The following is a 20,952-nucleotide window of genomic DNA, read 5'->3' on the forward strand; positions in this document are numbered from 1 at the left end:
AGGAGTCTTCCTTGAGTACCCCCATCGCAGGTTCAGGCAAACTTCGCTCTGCTTTGTTTGTCGATTTTGACAATATTTTTACCCGTTTAAGTGATCAAGATTATTTAATCGCTGATCACTTTGCTACGGCGCCACATCGCTGGTTGAAATGGCTAGAGAATTATGGCTTAGAACCCTTGCGCAATGATGGCTGGCACAGGCGCGCGATTTTAGTACGTCGCTGTTACCTCAATCCACAGGCCTATCAAAAATACCGGCCTTATTTTATCCGTTCGGGTTTTGAAGTTGTCGATTGTCCACCATTAACGCGCCAAGGTAAAACCAGCTCAGATATTCATATTGTGATGGATATGCTGGATAAACTTGGCCATAACACACGTTTTGATGAGTTTATTTTACTTTCTGCGGATGCGGACTTTACACCTTTAGTCTTGCGTTTGCGTGAGCATGACAGACGTACCATGCTCTTAGCCGTTGGTTATACCTCACCGGCTTATAAAGCCGCTTGCAGCAACTTGATTGATCAGGATTTATTTCTTGATCATATGGCGCAATCTTTACAAAGTCAGCAAGATAGCTTGGAACTCCCTACTCAAGAAGCCTTAGAACTGCTACAAGAAGCCGTTTATACCCCAGATAGTTTGGTGACTCCCTTATCGACCGCCAAACGGGAAGAAGCCAAACGCAAGGTTGCACGTTGTATTTGTGAACTCTTACAAGAAGCCGATTGCCCTGTGGCCATGTCGGTCTTAGCCCAAGAGATTAGCAAACGCGTGGGAGATTTTGTCGCCAATAGTGGTTGGTTAGGCATGGGCTCTTTTAAAGGCTTACTGACGGTCTTAGATATTGGCGAGCTTAAAATTGCCTCAGTCACACCCGGTTATGTCTATGATCCAAAACGCCATGCCGTCCCAGAAGAATCAGGCACGTTAGAAGATTTCCGCCATCATCATCCTGAGTTATTCGAGCTGGCTGCCAAGGTGCATGACTTAACCGATACCCCTTTATTACGCCCAGAACATTACCGTGTGTTGATGCAGGCGATGGCTACTGAGATTAACGAACAAGGCTATAACCTAACGACTACCTCCAAAAACACCCGTGACCGCTGTAGTGAACAAGGAATCCCAGTCGCACGTGCGCATGTGAACTTTGTCTTGCGTGGCATTGCCTTTCAAGGCCATCGATTTGGTGAGCAAGAAGAAACCCCAGCACAATTTGCTGAATGCTTTTTGCAAAATGTGCAATCCTTGTGCGAATCTGCTCAGTTTGAGCTGACAGAAAGCGAAAACGAGCATTTGCGTGCTTGGCTGATGGCAGAAATCCAGCCGGTTTCTTTTTCTATCTAAGTGCTTTTATCCGCGACTTGTTGCGGATCTGACCTATCAATAGGAGATATTTTGTATGCCTGAATACCGTTCTCGTACCTCAACTGCAGGTCGTAATATGGCTGGTGCACGTGCTTTATGGCGTGCGACTGGGATGCGTGATGAAGATTTTCAAAAACCCATTATTGCTGTAGCCAACTCTTTCACCCAGTTTGTTCCTGGGCATGTCCACTTAAAAGATATGGGCCAACTGGTCGCACGGGAAATTGAAAAAGCCGGTGGTGTCGCCAAAGAATTTAATACCATTGCTATTGATGATGGGATCGCAATGGGCCATGACGGCATGCTGTACTCTTTACCGAGCCGTGATTTAATCGCTGATTCAGTGGAATATATGGTTAATGCGCATTGTGCAGATGCGCTTGTGTGTATTTCCAACTGCGACAAAATCACCCCTGGTATGCTGATGGCTGCAATGCGCCTGAATATTCCGGTGATTTTTGTTTCTGGCGGCCCAATGGAAGCCGGTAAAACCAAGCTGGCTGAGCATGGCCTGGACTTGGTCGATGCCATGGTAATTGCCGCTTCGGATGCAGATGATGCCACAGTTGCCGAATACGAGCGCAGTGCTTGCCCTACGTGTGGTAGTTGCTCCGGCATGTTTACCGCCAACTCAATGAACTGTCTCACAGAAGCCTTAGGTTTATCCTTACCAGGCAATGGCACCCTCTTGGCAACCCATGCTGATCGGCGTGCATTGTTTGAGCAAGCAGGTCGTCGTATCGTTGAGTTAGCACGTGCCTATTACGAACAAGATCAGGTACAGGTATTACCCAGAGCCATTGCCAATAAAGAAGCCTTTATTAACGCGATGACGCTAGATATTGCGATGGGCGGTTCCACCAATACGATTTTGCACCTTTTAGCCTTAGCGCAAGAAGCTGAAGTAGATTTTAGCCTCAGTGATTTAGATGCTTTATCACGCCGTGTCCCACAATTATGCAAGGTCGCTCCCAATACACAAAAATATCATATTGAAGATGTGCACCGTGCCGGCGGTATTTTTGGGATTTTAGGCGAATTAGAGCGCGCAGGCTTGCTGCATACTCAAACCCCAACCGTACACAGCGACACCCTAGGCCAAGCCTTAGATGCTTGGGATATTATGCGTAACCCCAGCGCTGAAGTGGTGGAATTTTATAAAGCTGGGCCTGCAGGTATTCCAACGCAAGAAGCCTTTAGTCAAGCTACACGCTGGCCCACATTGGATGGGGATCGTGCTCAAGGTTGCATTCGGAACCTCGAACATGCGTTCTCACAAGAAGGCGGCTTAGCGGTTTTATACGGTAATCTTGCACTTGATGGCTGTGTGGTGAAAACCGCAGGTGTCGATGATTCTATCCTGGTTTTCCAAGGTCGGGCGCACGTTACCGAATCCCAAGAAGAAGCGGTTGCCAACATTTTAAGCGATAAAGTTCAAGCGGGGGATGTGGTCATTGTCCGTTACGAAGGCCCTAAAGGTGGCCCTGGTATGCAGGAAATGCTCTATCCTACCAGCTATTTAAAATCCAAAGGCTTGGGTAAGGTTTGTGCTTTATTAACAGACGGTCGTTTTTCTGGGGGGACTTCGGGTTTATCCATTGGTCATGCATCACCAGAAGCCGCTGCTGGCGGTACGATCGCTTTGGTACAAGATGGCGATCCTATCTTAATTGATATCCCTAATCGCCGGATTGAAGTCCAAGTCAGCGAACACGTCTTGGCAGAACGTCGCCAACAACAAGCGGCCCTTGGTTGGAAGCCGGCCAAGGCACGCGCGCGCAAAGTGTCTGCTGCCTTGAAAGCCTATGCTTTATTGGCAACTTCAGCAGACAAAGGTGCGGTACGGGATTTATCCAAATTAGCGGATTAATTCGTATCCAAAAAAATAACCCTCCCCGGCACGGGAGGGTTACTTCGGCACTGAGAGTCAAGGACTCTAATCTAGAAACCCCGCAGCTTACATGAGTAAACGGCGGATGTCGCCTAGTAGGTTGGCAACTAAGGCCGCGAAACGCGCCGCGTCTGCGCCATTAATTGCCCTGTGATCATAAGACAAGGATAAGGGTAACATCAATCGAGGTTGGAAAGCCTTGCCATCCCACACCGGCTGCATACTGGCTTTAGAAACCCCCAAAATTGCGACCTCAGGTGCATTCACAATCGGGGTAAAGGCGGTACCACCAATAGAACCCAAGGAAGAAATCGTAAAACAGCCCCCTTGCATATCAAGCGGCTTCAGCTGTTTTTTCTGCGCACGTGCTGCAAGGTCTGAGCTTTCTTTAGCAAGCTCGATAATGCCTTTTTTATCGACATCTTTAAGTACAGGTACTAAAAGACCGTCCGGCGTATCGACCGCAAAGCCGATATTGACATAATCTTTCCAAATTAAGGTGTCACCACCAGCACCCAAAGAAACATTAAATTGTGGATAGGCACGCAATGCATAAGCACAGGCTTTGAGAATAAAAGGCAAAGGCGTCAGTTTAGCACCTTGGCGTTCCGCTTCAGCTTTCATTGACTTACGGAAGTCTTCTAAACCACTGATATCGGCCTGATCAAATTGGGTCACATGCGGCACATTCAACCAAGAACGATGTAAATTCACCGCGCCCGCTTTCAACAAACGGCCCATGGGTTTTTCTTCAATCGGACCAAACTGGCTAAAATCTGGTGTCGGAATCGGTGGGATACCCGCCCCTTGTGGACTGGCTGTACTGGCGGCTTTGGGTGCTTGCTTGCTTTGCTGCAATACCGCTTTTACGTAAGCTTGTACATCTTCTTTCAGAATGCGGTTTTTCGGTCCTGAGCCTGTCACATCGGCTAAATCAACCCCAAATTCCCGCGCTAATAAGCGCACTGCAGGGCCTGCATGTACACGAGATTTTTTAGCAGTCGGTGCACTTGCAGGCGCAGCGACTGGTGCCTTCGTTGGTGCTGGGTTCGTTGGTGCTGAACTAGCAACGGCCGCTGGTTCAGTTGGGCGAGTTTCGGCCACTTGGGTTTCCAAGTAAGCGATCACATCGCCAACATTCACTGTGTCTCCTTCTTTGATACACAGCTCCACCAAAACACCCGCTTGCGGACAAGGGATTTCCATCGTGGCTTTATCGGTTTCCAGCGTGATTAACGCATCTTCGGCTTTGAGCTGATCACCTACTTGTGCGTTGATTTCAATCACGGGTACATCCGCATGACCACTTAAATCTGGCACTTGAACCGCTTGGCGGCTAGGCGCTGTCGGCGATGCGCTTGGTGCGGCCGGTGTATTTGCTGCGGCAACTGGCGTGTCACTTGCTGGTGCTTCTGCTGCTTGACTGAGATACCCGAGAATATCACCTGTGGAGACTTTATCACCAACTTTCACTGAAAACTCAACTACTTGGCCTGCTTGCGGTGCAGGAATATCCATGGTGGCTTTATCAGTTTCTAAGGTGATCAGAGTGTCTTCTGCTTGGACTTGATCGCCGACTTGCACCAAAACTTCGATAATTTCGACGGCTTCGTGCCCACCTAAATCGGGGACTTCAATCGCTTGGCGGCCTGCTGGCGCTGAAGCAGCAGGTGTTGCAGGTGTCGACGCTGCTGGGCTTGCTGAAGGTGCGCTCGCTTTTTCCACTTCTTCCACTGGGCTGGCACTTTCTAGCACAAGAATTTCCGCACCTTCTGCGACCTGAGCGCCTTCTTTTAATAGGATCTGCGTCACCCGACCTGCATTTGGTGCAGGGACTTCCATGGTTGCTTTATCGGTTTCTAAGGTAATGAGGGTTTGTTCTGCAGTGATCTGATCACCTACAGCCACATTGATTTCTATCACGCTCACTTCAGCATGACCACCTAAATCAGGAACTTTAACTGTTTGCGTACTCAAGGTTCTTCTCCTAACTGGCATCACAAGGAATAAGGGCTAGGCGCACTAGCCCTTTAGTACAAGCAAGTGCCTGTTTTAGCAGTATAAAGGATCACATTTATCGGCTTGGATGCCGTATTTTTGCATCGCTTGGGTGAGGACTTCAGCCTCCAAATCCCCTGCCTTGACCAGTTCAGTTAAGGCAGCTAACGCCACAAAATAGCGATCAACTTCGAAGAAATGACGCAGTTTTTCTCGAGTATCTGAGCGTCCATAACCGTCCGTACCCAACACACGATAGGCCATGGGGACATAGGCGCGCACTTGATCTGCAAACAACTTCATATAATCTGTGGCTGCAATGGCAGGGCCTGTACGTCCACTGAGTTGCTGGCTAATAAAAGCTTGGCGTGGTGCTTCTTGTGGATGGAGCAAGTTCCAACGCTCTGCAGCTAAAGCATCACGGCGTAGCTCATTAAAGCTGGTCACCGACCAAATATCTGCACCTATACCGAAATCTTCGGCCAGTAAATCGGCTGCGGCTTCTACTTCACGTAAAATGGTGCCCGAACCCAATAATTGCACTTTGAGTTTCGCCTCTGGTGCTTGGGTTTTCAGCAAGTACATTCCTTTAATAATGCCATCACGGACGCATTCATCCGTGGGCATTTCTGGATGAACATAGTTTTCGTTCATCACCGTTAGGTAATAGAAGCAATTCTCTTGATCCTGATACATGCGCTTTAAACCATCTTGGATAATAACGGCAAGCTCATAACTGTAGGTTGGATCATAAGTACGGCAGTTCGGAATTGTGGCCGCCAATAAGTGGCTGTGGCCATCTTGGTGCTGTAACCCTTCCCCGTTAAGCGTTGTGCGCCCTGCGGTACCACCAATCAAAAAGCCTCGTGCTTGCAAATCACCGGCAGCCCATGCCAAATCGCCAATCCGTTGGAAACCAAACATGGAATAAAAGACATAAAAAGGCACCAGCGGATAATTGTGATTGCTATAACTGGTGGCTGCGGCAATCCATGCGGACATAGCACCGGCTTCACTGATCCCTTCTTCTAAAATTTGCCCCTGCTTGTCTTCGCGGTAGAACATAATCTGATCCGCGTCTACTGGCTTATATTTTTGTCCTTCAGAAGTATAAATCCCTAGCTGGCGGAACATGCCTTCCATGCCGAAAGTGCGGGCCTCATCTGGAATAATAGGCACAATACGCTCGCCCAAATGCGTATCTTTGACTAAGCCATTGAGAATACGCACAAAGGCCATGGTGCTAGAAATCTCGCGCCCGTTAGAGCCTTTGAGCATGGCGGCAAAGGACTTATCTTGTACTTCAGGGGTGGTTAGCTGGGTAAAATCTTTGCGTCTTTGGGGTAAAGATCCGCCCAAACGGCCACGAATTTCACGCATATAGCGCATTTCTGGGCTATCGTCGGCGGGTTTATAAAAAGGTACAGTTTCCAGTTGTTCATCAGTGAGCGGAATACCAAAGCGATCACGGAATTTTTTCAAACCGGCTAGCTGCAAAGATTTCACCGAGTGAGTGTCGTTTTTGGCTTCGCCATCTTCACCGATACCATAACCTTTCACTGTGTGTGCCAAAATCACGGTGGGGCGACCATTGGCATTATGGACGGCTTCGTGATAAGCCGCATAGACCTTGTAAGGATCATGGCCACCACGGTTCAGGCGCATAATATCTTCGTCCGTGAGGTCTTCTACCATCGCTTTGAGCTCAGGATCTTTACCGAAGAAGTGTTCGCGCGTGTAAGCACCACCGAGTGCCTTGTAGTTTTGGTATTCACCGTCGACCACTTCATCCATGTGCTTTTGCATCACACCGTGACGATCCTTTTCAAATAAAGGATCCCAGAAACGTCCCCAAACCACTTTAATGACGTTCCAGCCTGCACCACGGAACACGCCTTCCAGCTCATCCATAATGCGGCCATTGCCACGTACAGGACCATCTAAACGCTGTAAGTTACAGTTGATCACGAAAATCAGGTTATCGAGCTTTTCACGCCCTGCAAGCGAAATTGCACCAAGCGATTCTGGCTCGTCACTTTCGCCATCCCCCATAAAGCACCAGACTTTACGATCTTGCATGGCTTTTTGCTCACGCGAGTCCAAATACTTCATCACGTGGGCTTGATAAATCGCTTGAATCGGCCCTAAGCCCATAGAAACGGTAGGGAATTGCCAGAAATCCGGCATCAACCAAGGGTGCGGGTAGGAAGATAAACCTTCGCCATCGACTTCTTGGCGGAAGTGATCGAGTTGGTTTTCGGAAAGACGTCCTTCCAAAAAGGCACGTGAATAAACCCCAGGCGCACTATGGCCTTGGATATACACTAAATCGCCTTCGAAATCCCCTTGTGGCGCGCGGAAAAAGTAGTTAAAACCAACATCATATAAGGTCGCACTCGACATAAAACTAGAGATATGCCCACCAATACCAGCATTTTTCTTATTGGCGCGCATCACCATAGCCACGGCATTCCAGCGAATTAAAGAGCGAATACGGCGCTCCATAAAAAGATCACCTGGCATCCGGGCTTCACGGTGTACGGGAATGGTATTGCGGTGGGGTGTGGTGATAGAAATCGGTAGCTGGCTGCCTTCATTACGTAAACGATCGGCCAACTTGGTGAGCAGAAACTTCATCCGTGGCTCGCCTTCATGCTCTAATACAGATTCTAGTGCATCTAACCATTCTTGGGTTTCTACTGGATCTATATCCTGCATCTCTAGACTCATACCGAAATACTCCGCATTTTTTTGTTATCAATCAAACCGCTGATCAAGTGCGTGTCCCGCATCTTTGCCCTTATCTCAGTAAGCTGGCTTAGCGGTTTGCCTGTGTACAGGCTAGTTGATTTGTATTGATTTTGCTGTGGTGCTTCCCTTAAAGAGAAGTCACAGCGAAGGTAAAATTTTCTGTAGTCAAATTACATCATATAAAAATGACCAAGGGGTTTCAAAAAGAGGATTTCTCGACAAAAAATGTCGCAGAAGCGCCCTATAAATAAAAGGTTTTATTGTGCACAGCACAATTTTTTTGTATATCTCTTTGAGATGGCCATTCAGTCATCTTGTAAAAATACTACAAAAAAACGGTGAAGAAAAGCCAGCACGTCTGGAAATTGCGCTAGCTCAATGTCTGGCCTGATTAAACAGAGGTTGCCAAGCAAACTACCCCGCGCACACGGCTATTATCACCATATTGGGGCGCAAGAATCCGCGTGTCGCAGGTATCAGAAAAAATATGCCGACGTTATAAACTGACGAGCAGATGGTGAAAGCCATCTAGCAGAGCACAAATTTACTGCAACTCGGATAGCAATTTTCTCTTCGATTCTGCCACGCGTTGGCTGTCCCCCTTGAAGCGTTTGTTATATTCGTAGCCTATTGGTTAAAAAGCTGTTCTACTGTTTTCATCGGTAAGAACATACGAATACGCTCATTATATTCGCACAATACTTCAAAGCCGAACTTCGTATAGAACGCTTGAGCGGAATCTGTCAGACAATCCACAACTATTGCGTATGCCCTCATGTGATGATTCACTTCCCACAAGTACTTCAGTGCACGAATTAGACTGACCTTTCCAAGCCCAGAACCGTGAAATTCTTTGTGCACAGCTAATTGAGCCAACAGAAAAACAGGGATTGGATATCTCGGTAGTTTCTTTGCTAATTGTGTCGGTAATGTTTCTCGGCTGATTGAGCTCGGTGCAACACTATAAAAGGCACAAATAGCGAATTTTTGATTTAACAGTGGTTGAGCACTAGGTAAAACCATTGTTCGGCTAATACCTGCTTGCATGTGCTTTGCAGCTTGAGTTTTGATAAATGTGTTTAGTTCTTGCTCACCACAGTCAAATGAGTTGCGGTCATGCTTTGATTTACTAAGCTCTACAAACTCTTTGCCCCAACTCACTTGATACCACTCTTATCTGTAAATTTAACAGCTTCAAGCAAAGCTTGATTCGGTGCTTTTACTTGATTACACGCAGCCATAAACTCGTCAAAAACACTGTCTTTAACCATAATACTTTCATGCTCCTCAATAACACGAGTCGCGTCTTCGTCCATAAGTCTCACCACATATTCAGTGAGACTTTTTAAACCAAGTAAAGCCGATGCCTTTTCGGCTTTTGCCTTGATCTCTTCATCAAGGCGAATATCTAACCGTGCCGTTGCCATAACCCCTCCTACGTACGGATGCATTCCGTAACTTGAGAGATTATAGTGCAAACTTAAAGCACATTCAATTTGTACGGAAAGTTTACGGAACGAGGGAGAATATAGCGCCAAGCTCACCGGTAATTTATCCGCGTGCAGCTTTTTGTTAGATATAGTTTGGATCCTTACCTTAAGCAGCACTTTTTGTATTTTTTACCACTTCCGCACGGGCAATTTTCATTTCGCCCTATCTTCTTAGATTTTCTATTTACTGTCTGAAAGTTGACCTTATTTTTTCCTTTTAACGACTGCGGCTTAGGGAGATCCTTGGTCACTTCATCCATTTCATTTGACTGTTCCCATTTGAAATCCTTATTAACTCCAAACCTCAACCTCTTGGACTTGGAGCCAATGCATACACCAAACCATTGGTTAGCCTTCTGCTCATACTTTCTAAGCTCACAGTGACGATCCAAGCGCTTTGCAGCTTCGGCGTCTGAGTCATCGTTACAATGAATAGTCAGCCCAGAACTGTCTTCACTTATACCAAGTGTTAAATCATGATGTTTACCATCTTTTCGCCCCAGCTCAAGCAGCTTAGATATCCCGTCATTAATCATTTCGACTGTGTCACCACTAAGTGTCAACAGCATAAAGCCGAAATCTAAAGTGGCTGAATGGTCACGTAATTCAATATCCTTAACCAATCTATCAAAATGTGTTCCTTCGTACTTTGTTAATATTCCATCTGGAGTTGCACTACCAGGAATCCCATCTCGCCTAGCCAGCATTGCAAGATCTAGGTCAGCGCAAATATCATCACCTAACTGCATCATTGTATATTCGCCATCCATCCAAAGATTCTGCTTTAGATGGTATGACAATATCGTCAGCTCGTGTGTGGATAATATTTTATCACCATACATTGTTCTTCTATTGACGTAACTTAAGAAATGCAAAGGTGACTTCAGCATCTCTGTTGCAACATCCAAAAAAAAGACATCCATCACAAAAGCTGGCTTGATCACATCAGTAGGCTTTTGCTCAAGGAGCTGCCTAGCTTGAAATGACAAAGCGGGGTAATGATCAGACACCACGCAGAAAGGATAAATTTCCTTAAATTCTCTGCTGATGGCTATTTCATTACCCTTTCTATCAACAACTTTATAGCTACTATTGGTTAAGTAGTTTGAGCAAACCAAGGCTTGATCATATGCATCTTGAACAGCTTTTTTGAAGTCATCCTTTAGAACAAGGTCATTCCCTTTGCGAGCAGCTATAGTTAGTTTTTTTGATTTTGCTTGCAATACTATTGCTCTATTTGCAAACACTACAAGCACATCTATTTCGCCAGCCTTATTGTTCTTATCGTCAAATATATCAACGTTTTGAAAAACTCGCCTTTCTCCGAAAACACGCTTAAGCCTTGTACTCGAAAATTCTTCGGTAAATTCACCTCGATGACGCATCGCAATGTTTCTGTATACTTCATCTGAATTGAACCAAAAAAATGGAGTCTCGTATAATGCCTCAACCAAACTATAATTTTGAAACAAAAGATATCTATTGTCTTGAAGCTCTATGATTGGATAGGCATTTATCGGATTAAAGTTATCTAAGGACGTGAAGTCTTCCTGCCCGACTGGCGATACAAACGACCCAATAACTTTTTTGGCGACCTCCATATCTAATTCGGATTTATTGATTATTTCTTCTAGAGAAAATGTATAAGCTTCAAGGAAAGTCCATTCATTTGGATTCTTTTCAATTAATCTGGCAAAAACATCATTGATCTTATCGTTCTGCAAAGTCTGAATAGACGATATCACAGACATGGCCTGCTCGAGCGAATAGCCTTTATTTTCAATCAGCCAATCATTATCTTTTCTATACTTTTCTTTCGATAGATCTCTATACTGAAAGTGATATGCTGACTCGCCCCCATAAAAGATGGATTCTCTTAATACAGCACCAGAATTGAAAGGATTAAAGCTATCATCCCCAACTTTATTTAGATTAAATAATTCTTTAAGCGGCGGCATCATGGATTGATGCAACTCCTGAAGCAAGGAGTCCGTTTTACTAATATACTCCTGCATCAGGTTTAGCGAGGGTAAGGTATCATCTATATCTTTTTTACATGCCATTCCAATTAGCGTGGATATCTCTGTTCTTACCAATCGCCCTATTGAGAATTGTTGCAAAACATCTTCGGGCTTCACTTCATCGGCATACCTGATGGTGTTATCTCTAAAACAAAAATATGCAATTGCGTGAACGTAGCCGGGAGAGAGGCAAAGATCTTCTAATTCTTTAAATACCTCGCTTTCCTTTCTAGCTTCTTTATGCTCCGGCATCCACTGCTCTCCAGATTATATTTTCTAACTATTTTTAGATATCCTAAACCAAGCACATTTTGCATGTCAACAAATTATAAAACTGATGCTTTATATCATTAATTTTGTAGGCTAAATTAATCTAGCAGTATGTTGTTGAATTTAATTTTTAATTCTTCCCGTTTTATAAGGTATAAATTATGGCGACTAAACCACGATTTTTAGACCTTGTGCGTGAACGTATCCGAACTAAGCATTATTCTATACGCACGGAGAAGGCTTATATAGGTTGGATTAAAATTTATATTTTTTATAATAAGCGTCACCCTGCTGAAATGGGTCAACTTGAAATGGAACAATTTTTAACTTACTTGGCAGTTAAGAGAAACCTGGCTTCTTCGACACAAAACCAAGCATGAGCCGCTTTGCTTTTTATATATAAAGAGGTTCTACAAATGGAGCCGCCTTGGGCTGAAAATGTGACGCGAGCAAAAAAACCGCAGCGTTTACCTGTTGTTTTAACAAAAACTGAAGTCATTGACATCCTCTCCGCTTTAAAGGACGGGGGGATGTCAACCGCTCGGCTTTCAAGGAAAGCCATCAACTAGGTCGTTTCCTGCAACAACTGGTGTAAATATTGCCAGTCAAAGGCTGGGCCTGGATCGGTTTTACGCTGAGGGGCAATATCCGCATGGCCCACCAAGGCAGTCCGTGGTAATTGTGGATAAGCTCGGTAGAGTGCCTGCAACACTTGTGTTAAAACACGGTATTGTCTTTGGGTATAAGGGCGTTCATCCGTGCCTTCCATCTCAATACCAATTGAAAAATCATTACAAGCTTCACGACCTTGATAGACAGAAACCCCCGCATGCCAAGCACGTCGATGAAAAGGCACAAATTGAATCACTTGCCCAGTGCGACGAATCAACAAGTGTGCAGAGACTTGTAACCCTTCTAATTGTGCAAAAAAAGGATGGGCTTGTGGATCCAGTTGGTTGGTAAAAAGTGCTTGGATTTCTGGCCCGCCAAAACACCCAGGCGGCAAGCTAATATTATGAATCACCACCAGTTCCAGTGCCTTTACATGGGGGCGTGCATTTTGGTTTGGTGATACACACCAAAGCGCGCCCTGTAACCAATGATGTGGATGGACAGCAAAAGATCTTATCGACAAGGTTAGTCTTCCTCACCCTAGAAGGTTAAAAATTCAGTATAATAACGCCCTGTATTGGTGATCATCTATCAAAAAGGAGCTGCCTTGTGCCTGCCATTACCCCCACGCTTTATACTGATATTCAACGTCAAGTACAGGCTGCCTTAGTAGAGGATATTGGCAGTGGTGATATTACCGCAGCCTTAATTCCAGATACTCGCTCTGCACATGCACAAGTGATTACACGCGAATATGCCATTATCAGCGGCCGCGCTTGGGTGGATGAGGTGTTTCAGCAGCTAAATCCAGAAGTAAAAATCAACTGGTATGTTGCTGATGGCGATGAGGTGGAAGCCAATCAGGTGCTTTTCACCTTAGAAGGGCATGCGCGCACTTTACTTACCGGCGAACGCTGTGCATTAAACTTTTTGCAAACGCTATCAGCAACAGCCACTCGGTGCCGCCATTATGCAAATTTAGTTGCAGGTACGAGTGTACGTTTGCTAGATACACGCAAAACCCTACCAGGTTTACGCAGTGCGCAAAAATATGCGGTTTTATGTGGCGGATGCTATAACCACCGTATGGGGTTATATGATGCCTTTTTGATTAAAGAAAATCATATCGCGGCTTGTGGTGGGATTCATGCCGCCATTGAGCAAGCGCGTCATTTAGCACCAAGCGCCCCAGTAGAAATTGAAGTTGAGGATTTAAGCGAATTAGAACAGGCGCTGCAAGCCGAAGCCGATATCATTATGTTGGATGATTTCACTTTGGAAATGATGCGCCATGCCGTGACCTTAAATGCTGGCCGTGCCAAGTTAGAAGCCAGTGGTGGAGTAACGGAAGCGACTTTACGCGCAATTGCTGAAACTGGGGTGGATTATATTTCTATTGGTAGTTTGACTAAACATGTCAAAGCAATAGATCTTTCCATGCGCATCACTTCTGTATAAACCGAAAACTGCCCCGTACACAGGTGCGGGGTAGACGCCCGTTTTTTCTCTATACAAATCCCTGAGTGAATCACATTTCAAACCCAGCCCATCCCAAGTATTCGAAGGTGCTTATACAAAAAATAACTTAATTTATTAAAAGTTTACCTAGATCAGCATAAGCAACTTAAGTTTGGCTTAAGCTAAGCCCCCTAAACTACTCCTTATTGCAGCACCCAACAGCTAACAAGCACTTACGCACAACCTTGTCAGGTGATTTATGAAAAAAGTAATTTTAGCCAGTGTTTTATTCGCAGCCGCTAGCACAGCAATGGCAGGTCCTCAGTGTACTGAAGGCAAAAACGATAACTGGATCAGCGAGCAAGATATGCAAGCACGCATTGCTGAGATGGGTTACGAAGTAAAAAAATTCAAAGTTTCTAAAGGCAACTGCTATGAAATCTACGGTTGGGATAAAGAAGGCCGTAAAGTAGAAGTTTACTTCCACCCTGAAACTGGTGAAGTCGTCAAATCTGAAATCGAAGATTAAGCTTCTACATCAAGGCCCTAGCGCGATACGCTGGGGCTTTTGAAAGGATCGCATGTTTTTTAAGGAGTAGTTGCCACATGCAAGATTCTAGCGAACACCCCGCCTCCCCCTTGGAATCAAAAATATCTGCAAGTACGGATAACGCTAATGCTGAGATCAAAACGCACAACAAAGTGCGCGTTTGGGATCTAGGTGTACGTATTTTCCATTGGTCGTTAGCGTTTGGATTTTTAAGTAATTTTTTTCTCACTGAAGAAGGTAGTGATATCCATGAATATCTGGGCTACACCCTGGTTGCCCTAATTGCATGGCGCATATTGTGGGGATTGATTGGACCCAATCCTTATGCACGTTTCGCAAATTTTGTACCTTCTCCCAAAGGGTTACTTGCTTATTTAAAGGCAGCTCAAGCTGGCCAGCCACCGCGTTATTTAAGCCATAATCCTGCAGGCGCGGTGATGATGTTAACCTTAATGGCACTTATTGTAGCGCTAGGTGTGAGTGGTTGGATGATGACAGAGATAGACGCACTCTGGGGAGAAGACTGGATAGAGGAAGTCCATGAATTTCTAGCCAATGCGGTCATGTTGCTGGTGCCTTTACATATTTTAGGTGCCGTGATCGAAAGCCGTCGTCACCGAGAAAATCTTGTATTCTCTATGATCCAAGGCGATAAGCGGGCACAAGATTAAAGCAAATACCTGTGATGCATAGCACTTATTATATAAAATAAGTGCTTATTTAATATAGAAAGCATATTTTTATTTTTCTTGAAAGACTTTGTAATAAACTTGGTTCATATACTGCGCAAAAGCTTGAATCAGATCTGATTTATATGTTTGGCTATCATAACAAAAATAATAAGATATGGGTGTCTCGGGCATAAAAGGCTTAATACATAAATCTTTTCTACGCCAATGCGCTGATGCTGGGTGTACTAAACCTACACCAAACCCAGATGCCACAAGATTAATCACAATAGAGGCTGTTGTACCATTAATCGTAAACTTAGGTGCACAATCAAACTGATCAAATAATTTTCTTTGCAAGGCACTGCTAGGATCATCTGGGTTGTAGTCAACAAAATCTAGTCCGTGTAAGTCTTGGGCATGTAATCTTTCTTGTTTTGCCAAGATATGTTCTTTTGGTAAAACAGCTACCAAAATCGAGCTTAATACTGGGTAGGCGACAAAAGAAGGATGATCAATAGGTAGTGAAATAACGCCAATATCTAACTTTCCATTAATTAACATTTCTTTAATTGTAGGGGTATTTCCAGAAAATAGGGAAATGTCGATATTTGGGTGATTTTCACAAAAAACCTTACATACCTCTGCTGAGTATTGACTCGCTAGTGCAGGTAATACACCTATCGAGAAAGTACGGCGTTCCTTATTTTGTAGTTGTTTAATCCGGTGATTTAATTGAGATAACTCAGAAAATACAGGATCACTCTGTTCGTATAACTTTAAGGCATCAGAAGTGGGATGCAAGCGTCCAGAATACCGCTCAAAGAGTGCAAACTCTAGGTTATCCTCTAAGGTAGATATGAGTTTGCTTACAGCAGATTGGGTTATAAACAAACTGCTGGCAGCACGACTTACAGATCCATGTTTCACTACTGCCCGAAACGCTTCTAACTGTCGCAGATTAAAAATTTCTCGCATCTTTTGCCTAGGGTCTCAATTGGCTTTGTTGATTAGGTATTCCATTTTGGAATAGGGAGTTTATTTTAATTCAATTGATAATCATTAGCAAATGATAGGAAAATATCATTTCGATCACTTGCCGATATTCAATCAATGAATCTTAATGAGACTCTTATGCGCATTTCTTGCTTATCTCAGTTTTCACGTCCCTTGTTGTTCGCTAGCTTCCTTATGGGACTACCGCAGCTGACATTTAGTCAAACACCTATCAGTTTGGAAAATTGTGGTACGCAAATTAACCTTAAAGCTCCCCCTGAACGTGTAGTCACAGTAGGACAAGCAACAACAGAAATGCTTTATCATCTAGGCTTGCATACAAAAGTGGTGGGGACTTCTAACTGGTTTACGGATGTTGATCCAAAATTCCAAGAAATTAACGCGGAAATCACACGCTTGGCAGATAACTTTCCAAGTTTTGAAAGCCTTGTTTCGCAAAAGCCAGATTTAGTCACTGCCGATTTCCTTTTTAGCATAGGGCCTCAAGGTGTTGTGGGTAAAAGAGAGCAGTTTCATACTTTGGGAATAAGCACCTATGTATTGGCTTCTCAATGTATTGATCAAGACTCAAGCCGTGGCACGGATGGCACACGTACTGCTTTGTTTTCTTTAGATAATCTCTACAAAAATATTCGCGACCTCGCTTATTTATTTGCTGTAGAAGAAAAAGGACAAGCTTTAGTTAAAAGTATCCAAGCACGTGAAGCCGCTGTGATAGCAAAATCTCAACGTTATAAGCATCAAGATGTCTCTGCTGTATTTTGGTATTCGAGTGCGGCTTTGGGCGTAGATCCTTGGGTTGCAGGTCGTAAAGGTGTACCTGGCTGGATGATGTCCACACTAGGCATTAACAACATTGTGACCTCTGATGAGGTTTGGCCTATGGTCGGCTGGGAATCTATTGCTAAAGCCAACCCAGATATTATTGTGATTGCGCGTATGGATCGCCGCCGTTTTGAAGCCGATGATTACCAGAAAAAATTAGATTTTTTGCGTACAGATCCTGTGACTAAAGCCATGGATGCAGTAATCAATAACCGCATCGTGGTCATGGATGCCCATGCAATGGATGTCACTTTACGCTCCATTGAAGGTTTGGAAACTTTGAGTCTTGCAATCGATAAAATGGATTTTTCAGGAGAGTAAGCGGATATGATCCGTGTGATGTATAAATTTGGATACTTAGTGTTTGACAATGCTAAGTACTTGCTAGCTGCATTTAGTCTTTTGCTAACGGCTATGTTGCTTGCGCTTATGGTCGGCGAAAGTAGTATTTCTTTAGCAACTGTATATAGAACACTCGCCAATAAGCTACTTGGAGCAGCTCATACGGTAGATCTGATCGATGCAGGAATTTTGTGGGAATACCGTCTAAGTCGTGCTGTAGTAGCCATCTGTTGTGGCGCTGCTTTAGCCGTAAGCGGGGTTATTTTGCAATCCTTGCTTAGGAATGTGTTAGTCGATCCTTATATTTTAGGGATTTCTGCAGGCGCTTCTGCAGGTGCTGTTGCAGTGGCCATTCTGGGTGTTGGCGCCGGTGCCTTATCTATGTCTTTTGGTGCTTTTTTAGGTGCTCTGCTTGCTTTTGTACTTGTGCTCGTGTTGGCACGTTTTACTGGACACATGATTCTAGCTGGTATTGCTGGTGCACAATTATTTCATGCCCTATCTGCATTAATGATTACCAAGTCAGCCAATGCTGAAGCAGCCAGAGGTATCATGTTTTGGCTGTTAGGTAATCTCAGTGGTGTACGCTGGCAGGATGCTTGGTTTGCTGTACCTATTGCATCCATAGGCTTACTTATCACTTGGTATTATGCACGCGCTTTAGATGCTTTCACTTTTGGCACTGAATCAGCGCAATCTCTTGGGATACCTGTTGCTCGTGTTCGCTTTATTCTTATTTTGGTCACGGCTACTTTGACTGCCGTCATGGTCTCTATGGTGGGCTCGATAGGCTTTGTTGGCTTGGTCATTCCTCATGCTGCACGTTTTTTGGTGGGGGTGCGTCATGCTGTTTTATTGCCTACAGCAGCTTTAATGGGCGCTTTATTTTTAGTACTCGCTGATATTCTTTCTCGCATTGTCATTACTGGACAGGTACTCCCTATCGGGGTAGTCACTGCTTTAATTGGTGCACCAGCATTTGCGCTTATTTTGATTCGAGGGGCAAAAAACTGATGATTTCTGTCCAACAAATCAGCTATGAATTAAGTGGAAAGATTTTGATTCAGCCAATGTCTTTTACAATCCATCAAGGAGAAGTTTTAGGTCTAATTGGTCCCAATGGGTCTGGTAAATCAACATTATTACGCTTATTGGCAAAAATGATTCAGCCGACTGGGGGACAAATTCTCTTCAAAGGACAGCCTTTACAAACCCTAAAAGCTAATGCTTTGGCTCGCCAGATGGCTTTTGTCACGCAACAAGCAGAAACCCATGATCGTATCCAAGTACGTGATGCCGTTGAATTAGGGCGCACACCTTGGCTTTCAATGCGCAATCCTTGGTCAGAGCGGGACGATATGATTGTAGATCAGGCCATGCAAGCGTTAAATATCCAGCATCTAGGTCATCGAGTATGGCAAACGCTTTCAGGAGGTGAGCGTCAGCGTGTCCACCTTGCACGTGCTTTAGCACAAGAGCCAGAAATGCTTTTATTAGATGAGCCAACCAATCACTTAGATATTCAAAACCAACTAGCCATTTTGCAATTAGTTGAAGTATTGCAAACCACGATTGTAGTGGCATTACATGATCTTAATCAGGCCTACCGTTGTGATCGTTTATTTATGCTGCAAGCAGGCCATCTTGTCGCTTCAGGCCGGCCTGAAACTGTATTAACTCCAGAAAATATTCAACAAGTTTTCGGAGTTAATATAAAAATAATTCAAGATGACAGTTTGCAGCGTCCTGTTTTACATTTCTTTTAATTTGCTATTGCTTGTATTGATCTGTCAAAAAAGCTTGATAGATTTTATTGAGTAAAATAACAGGTACCCTCGCTAGGTACCTGAGGTTGTGATTGCATCGAGATCAAATTACATGAGTGCTTGGAAAGGTATTGCTTTTAGGTTACTGGCAACAGGCTTATTTGCTGGCATGGCGTTGTGCGTTAAAAAAGCATCTGTTGATGCTCCAGTGGGACAAATTGTATTTTGGCGCAGTAGTCTCGCACTGATTCCTATTATTGTTTATTTGTTATATTTTAATGCATTCCCAAAAGGATTAAAAACGAACAACTGGAAAGGGCATTTGCAACGTAGTTTATATGGGTGTTTAGCCATGTTTTTATCCTTTATATCCTTATCTTATTTGCCACTTTCCATAGCTGCCATTTTTAGTTTTTTAGCACCTTTGTTAGCAATCCCCATGGCCAGTATTTATTTAGGTGAAAAACCTTCTTTATATCTTATTTGCATGGTGATTTTTGGTTTTTTAGGCGTACTGGTAACCTTGCTACCTTCACTTTATGCTCCAGAGATTACTCATGCTTTCTTATTTGGTAGTGGAGCAGGTTTGTTAATGGCCATTGTCACTGCCCTAGCGAAAGTTAAAATAAAACAGCTTACTAAAACAGAACATGCCGGCAGTATTGCTTTTTATTTTGCTTTAACTTGTGCGCTCGTTGGTGCTGTTACCCGTTTTTGGGGGTGGCCTAGTTTAAGTTCAGAATCGCTAATCTGGCTAGTTGGTGCGGGTTTACTTGGTGGCAGTGCACATGTGGTGATGACAGAAGCTATGGCAAGAGCTCCCATTTCAACTTTAGCGGTTTTTGAATACTCAGCAATTTTTTGGGCATTAGGCTTAGACTATAGTTTTTTTGGAGATATTCCAGACCCTATTTCCATCTTAGGTATTATGATGATTGCTCTAGCAGGTTTAAGTGTGCTGAGAGCACAAAAAATATCATGACAGTGCAAAAAGTTTAATGCTCGGCAAGCCTTAGGTGCACTTGCCGAGAAAGAGAAATGTGAAATACTCGCCACTAAATGGCTGGAGTCGTTTTAGTGGGGGCTTCTTGCGACCCGTACTGAGCCAATAGCTCAGTACCTTTCGACACAACCCCTGCGCTGACAGGGCTGGTTGTGTGGGAACTCTTTACGCAAACGCGCCTTCCGAGCGCATCAGCTAAACCTAGATCGCGGATATTTCTGGCTGCATTAGTGTCGCGGCAAATGCCTTGGGTGCCACATAAGGGCAATCCCACACGCGAACGCTGAGCAGCATCGTTTCCATCTGGTGGTTGCAGTGATTGCAGGTCTTCGAGCTTGGCTCAAAGCGACCTATCTTGAGCACATTTTTACCAACGTCAATACATTTATAGCTCAGGAAGGTTAGAAACATCTCCCAAGAGTCTTATCCGGCTCGATCACTGAAGGCGTGGGACTCATCTTATTTGTCGCCACTAGTACGCTGGCAAAATAATGACCCGCGGGTGAACGCTTGATGGTCACGGTTTTGATCTTGGAATTTTCCAGATCAAACCGACGATGGAATTTGGCTTTGATGCTGGGGATTTTCGGTAGATGGATCACCCCCTGATCGAAATTGACTTGAACGTGCTGAGGGCTTTCATGGCGGTTAGGGTATCAAGAAAATCAAAAAAATAAAGTGCTACTAACACACCCACATCAGCAAAAGTCCACCTTATCGCCCGAGCGGGCGATGCGCTATCCATCCCCACCCAAATCGCAAAGCAACGCAATGCGACTCTGGATGGAGAATTTCGCGCTTTTCGTTAAAAGTACCAATCCATTCGTGACTACTCCCCGCCCGTCGCCTAACGGCTATGGGCGAGGCTTCTTGTTTCAACGTCCGCAACAATCAAATGAATGATTGACTTACACAGACTC

At 44.4% G+C, this 20,952-nt stretch carries 17 protein-coding genes and 1 pseudogene; 10 read left to right on the forward strand and 8 right to left on the reverse strand.

Annotated elements, in window-relative coordinates:
- Nucleotides 1-11: 11 nt before the first annotated feature.
- Nucleotides 12-1,349 carry an NYN domain-containing protein gene (locus BMX05_RS10070; protein ID WP_093311221.1) on the forward strand — a complete coding sequence of 446 codons (1,338 nt, stop codon included), beginning with the start codon at nucleotides 12-14 and terminating at the stop codon, nucleotides 1,347-1,349.
- A 55-nt stretch (nucleotides 1,350-1,404) separates the two neighbouring features.
- A complete protein-coding gene (gene ilvD / locus BMX05_RS10075) occupies nucleotides 1,405-3,240 on the forward strand; it encodes a dihydroxy-acid dehydratase (protein WP_093311224.1) in 1,836 nt (611 codons plus the stop codon).
- A gap of 87 nt (nucleotides 3,241-3,327) precedes the next feature.
- On the opposite strand, the gene aceF is transcribed toward ilvD, so the two are convergent.
- The 5 genes from aceF to BMX05_RS10100 all read right to left on the reverse strand — a co-directional run bounded on the left by aceF (nucleotide 3,328) and on the right by BMX05_RS10100 (nucleotide 11,773).
- Entirely contained in the window at nucleotides 3,328-5,238 is a 1,911-nt protein-coding gene (gene aceF, locus BMX05_RS10080) for a dihydrolipoyllysine-residue acetyltransferase (RefSeq protein ID WP_093311227.1), read from the reverse strand.
- A 75-nt stretch (nucleotides 5,239-5,313) separates the two neighbouring features.
- Nucleotides 5,314-7,989 carry a pyruvate dehydrogenase (acetyl-transferring), homodimeric type gene (gene aceE, locus BMX05_RS10085; protein WP_093311230.1) on the reverse strand — a complete coding sequence of 892 codons (2,676 nt, stop codon included), beginning with the start codon at nucleotides 7,987-7,989 and terminating at the stop codon, nucleotides 5,314-5,316.
- A gap of 648 nt (nucleotides 7,990-8,637) precedes the next feature.
- Nucleotides 8,638-9,171, reverse strand: a complete 534-nt coding sequence (locus BMX05_RS10090; RefSeq protein WP_093311233.1) for a GNAT family N-acetyltransferase — start codon at nucleotides 9,169-9,171, stop codon at nucleotides 8,638-8,640.
- Complete coding sequence (locus BMX05_RS12590; protein ID WP_093311236.1) at nucleotides 9,168-9,437, reverse strand: type II toxin-antitoxin system TacA family antitoxin; 270 nt, start codon at nucleotides 9,435-9,437, stop codon at nucleotides 9,168-9,170. The genes BMX05_RS10090 and BMX05_RS12590 overlap by 4 nt, the downstream gene beginning before the upstream one ends.
- A 164-nt stretch (nucleotides 9,438-9,601) precedes the next feature.
- Nucleotides 9,602-11,773: an SEC-C metal-binding domain-containing protein gene (locus BMX05_RS10100; protein ID WP_093311239.1), complete on the reverse strand. Its 2,172-nt coding sequence runs from the start codon at nucleotides 11,771-11,773 to the stop codon at nucleotides 9,602-9,604.
- A 179-nt stretch (nucleotides 11,774-11,952) separates the two neighbouring features.
- Between BMX05_RS10100 and BMX05_RS12595 the strand changes: the two genes are divergently transcribed.
- Nucleotides 11,953-12,171, forward strand: a complete 219-nt coding sequence (locus BMX05_RS12595; RefSeq protein WP_218139031.1) for a phage integrase N-terminal SAM-like domain-containing protein — start codon at nucleotides 11,953-11,955, stop codon at nucleotides 12,169-12,171.
- 185 nt (nucleotides 12,172-12,356) lie between these two features.
- Here the strand turns inward: BMX05_RS12595 and ampD are convergent, their stop codons facing one another.
- Nucleotides 12,357-12,926, reverse strand: coding sequence for a 1,6-anhydro-N-acetylmuramyl-L-alanine amidase AmpD (gene ampD, locus BMX05_RS10110; protein WP_395855320.1), 570 nt, complete (start codon nucleotides 12,924-12,926; stop codon nucleotides 12,357-12,359).
- 86 nt (nucleotides 12,927-13,012) lie between these two features.
- On the opposite strand from ampD, the gene nadC reads away from it, so the two are divergent.
- The 3 genes from nadC to BMX05_RS10125 all read left to right on the forward strand — a co-directional run bounded on the left by nadC (nucleotide 13,013) and on the right by BMX05_RS10125 (nucleotide 15,082).
- Nucleotides 13,013-13,861, forward strand: a complete 849-nt coding sequence (nadC, locus tag BMX05_RS10115; protein WP_093311242.1) for a carboxylating nicotinate-nucleotide diphosphorylase — start codon at nucleotides 13,013-13,015, stop codon at nucleotides 13,859-13,861.
- A gap of 259 nt (nucleotides 13,862-14,120) precedes the next feature.
- Entirely contained in the window at nucleotides 14,121-14,390 is a 270-nt protein-coding gene (locus BMX05_RS10120; RefSeq protein ID WP_093311245.1) for a PepSY domain-containing protein, read from the forward strand.
- A 77-nt stretch (nucleotides 14,391-14,467) separates the two neighbouring features.
- Nucleotides 14,468-15,082, forward strand: coding sequence for a cytochrome b/b6 domain-containing protein (locus BMX05_RS10125; RefSeq protein WP_093311248.1), 615 nt, complete (start codon nucleotides 14,468-14,470; stop codon nucleotides 15,080-15,082).
- A gap of 69 nt (nucleotides 15,083-15,151) precedes the next feature.
- Here the strand turns inward: BMX05_RS10125 and BMX05_RS10130 are convergent, their stop codons facing one another.
- The gene (locus BMX05_RS10130; protein WP_093311251.1) at nucleotides 15,152-16,057 is read right to left on the reverse strand and encodes a LysR family transcriptional regulator; all 906 of its coding nucleotides are present in this window, start codon (nucleotides 16,055-16,057) and stop codon (nucleotides 15,152-15,154) included.
- A 156-nt stretch (nucleotides 16,058-16,213) separates the two neighbouring features.
- On the opposite strand from BMX05_RS10130, the gene BMX05_RS10135 reads away from it, so the two are divergent.
- The 4 genes and pseudogenes from BMX05_RS10135 to BMX05_RS10150 all read left to right on the forward strand — a co-directional run bounded on the left by BMX05_RS10135 (nucleotide 16,214) and on the right by BMX05_RS10150 (nucleotide 20,011).
- A complete protein-coding gene (locus BMX05_RS10135; RefSeq protein WP_093311253.1) occupies nucleotides 16,214-17,242 on the forward strand; it encodes an ABC transporter substrate-binding protein in 1,029 nt (342 codons plus the stop codon).
- A gap of 18 nt (nucleotides 17,243-17,260) precedes the next feature.
- Nucleotides 17,261-18,277: a FecCD family ABC transporter permease gene (locus BMX05_RS10140; protein ID WP_177166876.1), complete on the forward strand. Its 1,017-nt coding sequence runs from the start codon at nucleotides 17,261-17,263 to the stop codon at nucleotides 18,275-18,277.
- A gap of 56 nt (nucleotides 18,278-18,333) precedes the next feature.
- Nucleotides 18,334-18,784 (forward strand): annotated as a pseudogene (locus BMX05_RS12985) (ABC transporter ATP-binding protein); the annotation flags it as partial.
- Nucleotides 18,785-19,141: 357 nt separating this feature from the next.
- A complete protein-coding gene (locus BMX05_RS10150) occupies nucleotides 19,142-20,011 on the forward strand; it encodes a DMT family transporter (RefSeq protein WP_093311260.1) in 870 nt (289 codons plus the stop codon).
- 222 nt (nucleotides 20,012-20,233) lie between these two features.
- Here the strand turns inward: BMX05_RS10150 and BMX05_RS12990 are convergent, their stop codons facing one another.
- The gene (locus tag BMX05_RS12990; protein WP_093311263.1) at nucleotides 20,234-20,443 is read right to left on the reverse strand and encodes a zinc ribbon domain-containing protein; all 210 of its coding nucleotides are present in this window, start codon (nucleotides 20,441-20,443) and stop codon (nucleotides 20,234-20,236) included.
- Nucleotides 20,444-20,952: the final 509 nt, after the last annotated feature.

The sequence above is a fragment of the Allopseudospirillum japonicum genome (genome assembly GCF_900108915.1).
In the GTDB taxonomy this organism is placed as follows: Bacteria; Pseudomonadota; Gammaproteobacteria; order Pseudomonadales; family Halomonadaceae; genus Pseudospirillum; species Pseudospirillum japonicum.

What these genes read in the sequence shown, in the direction of transcription:
- BMX05_RS12595 (WP_218139031.1), top strand. Translation starts at nt 11,953, where the DNA reads ATGGCGACTAAACCACGATTTTTAGACCTTGTGCGTGAACGTATCCGA.
- BMX05_RS10130 (WP_093311251.1), bottom strand. Translation starts at nt 16,057, where the DNA reads ATGCGAGAAATTTTTAATCTGCGACAGTTAGAAGCGTTTCGGGCAGTA.
- BMX05_RS12990 (WP_093311263.1), bottom strand. Translation starts at nt 20,443, where the DNA reads ATGTTTCTAACCTTCCTGAGCTATAAATGTATTGACGTTGGTAAAAAT.
- BMX05_RS10125 (WP_093311248.1), top strand. Translation starts at nt 14,468, where the DNA reads ATGCAAGATTCTAGCGAACACCCCGCCTCCCCCTTGGAATCAAAAATA.
- BMX05_RS12590 (WP_093311236.1), bottom strand. Translation starts at nt 9,437, where the DNA reads ATGGCAACGGCACGGTTAGATATTCGCCTTGATGAAGAGATCAAGGCA.
- BMX05_RS10140 (WP_177166876.1), top strand. Translation starts at nt 17,261, where the DNA reads ATGTATAAATTTGGATACTTAGTGTTTGACAATGCTAAGTACTTGCTA.
- BMX05_RS10135 (WP_093311253.1), top strand. Translation starts at nt 16,214, where the DNA reads ATGCGCATTTCTTGCTTATCTCAGTTTTCACGTCCCTTGTTGTTCGCT.
- BMX05_RS10150 (WP_093311260.1), top strand. Translation starts at nt 19,142, where the DNA reads ATGAGTGCTTGGAAAGGTATTGCTTTTAGGTTACTGGCAACAGGCTTA.
- ilvD (WP_093311224.1), top strand. Translation starts at nt 1,405, where the DNA reads ATGCCTGAATACCGTTCTCGTACCTCAACTGCAGGTCGTAATATGGCT.
- BMX05_RS10120 (WP_093311245.1), top strand. Translation starts at nt 14,121, where the DNA reads ATGAAAAAAGTAATTTTAGCCAGTGTTTTATTCGCAGCCGCTAGCACA.
- aceE (WP_093311230.1), bottom strand. Translation starts at nt 7,989, where the DNA reads ATGAGTCTAGAGATGCAGGATATAGATCCAGTAGAAACCCAAGAATGG.
- BMX05_RS10100 (WP_093311239.1), bottom strand. Translation starts at nt 11,773, where the DNA reads ATGCCGGAGCATAAAGAAGCTAGAAAGGAAAGCGAGGTATTTAAAGAA.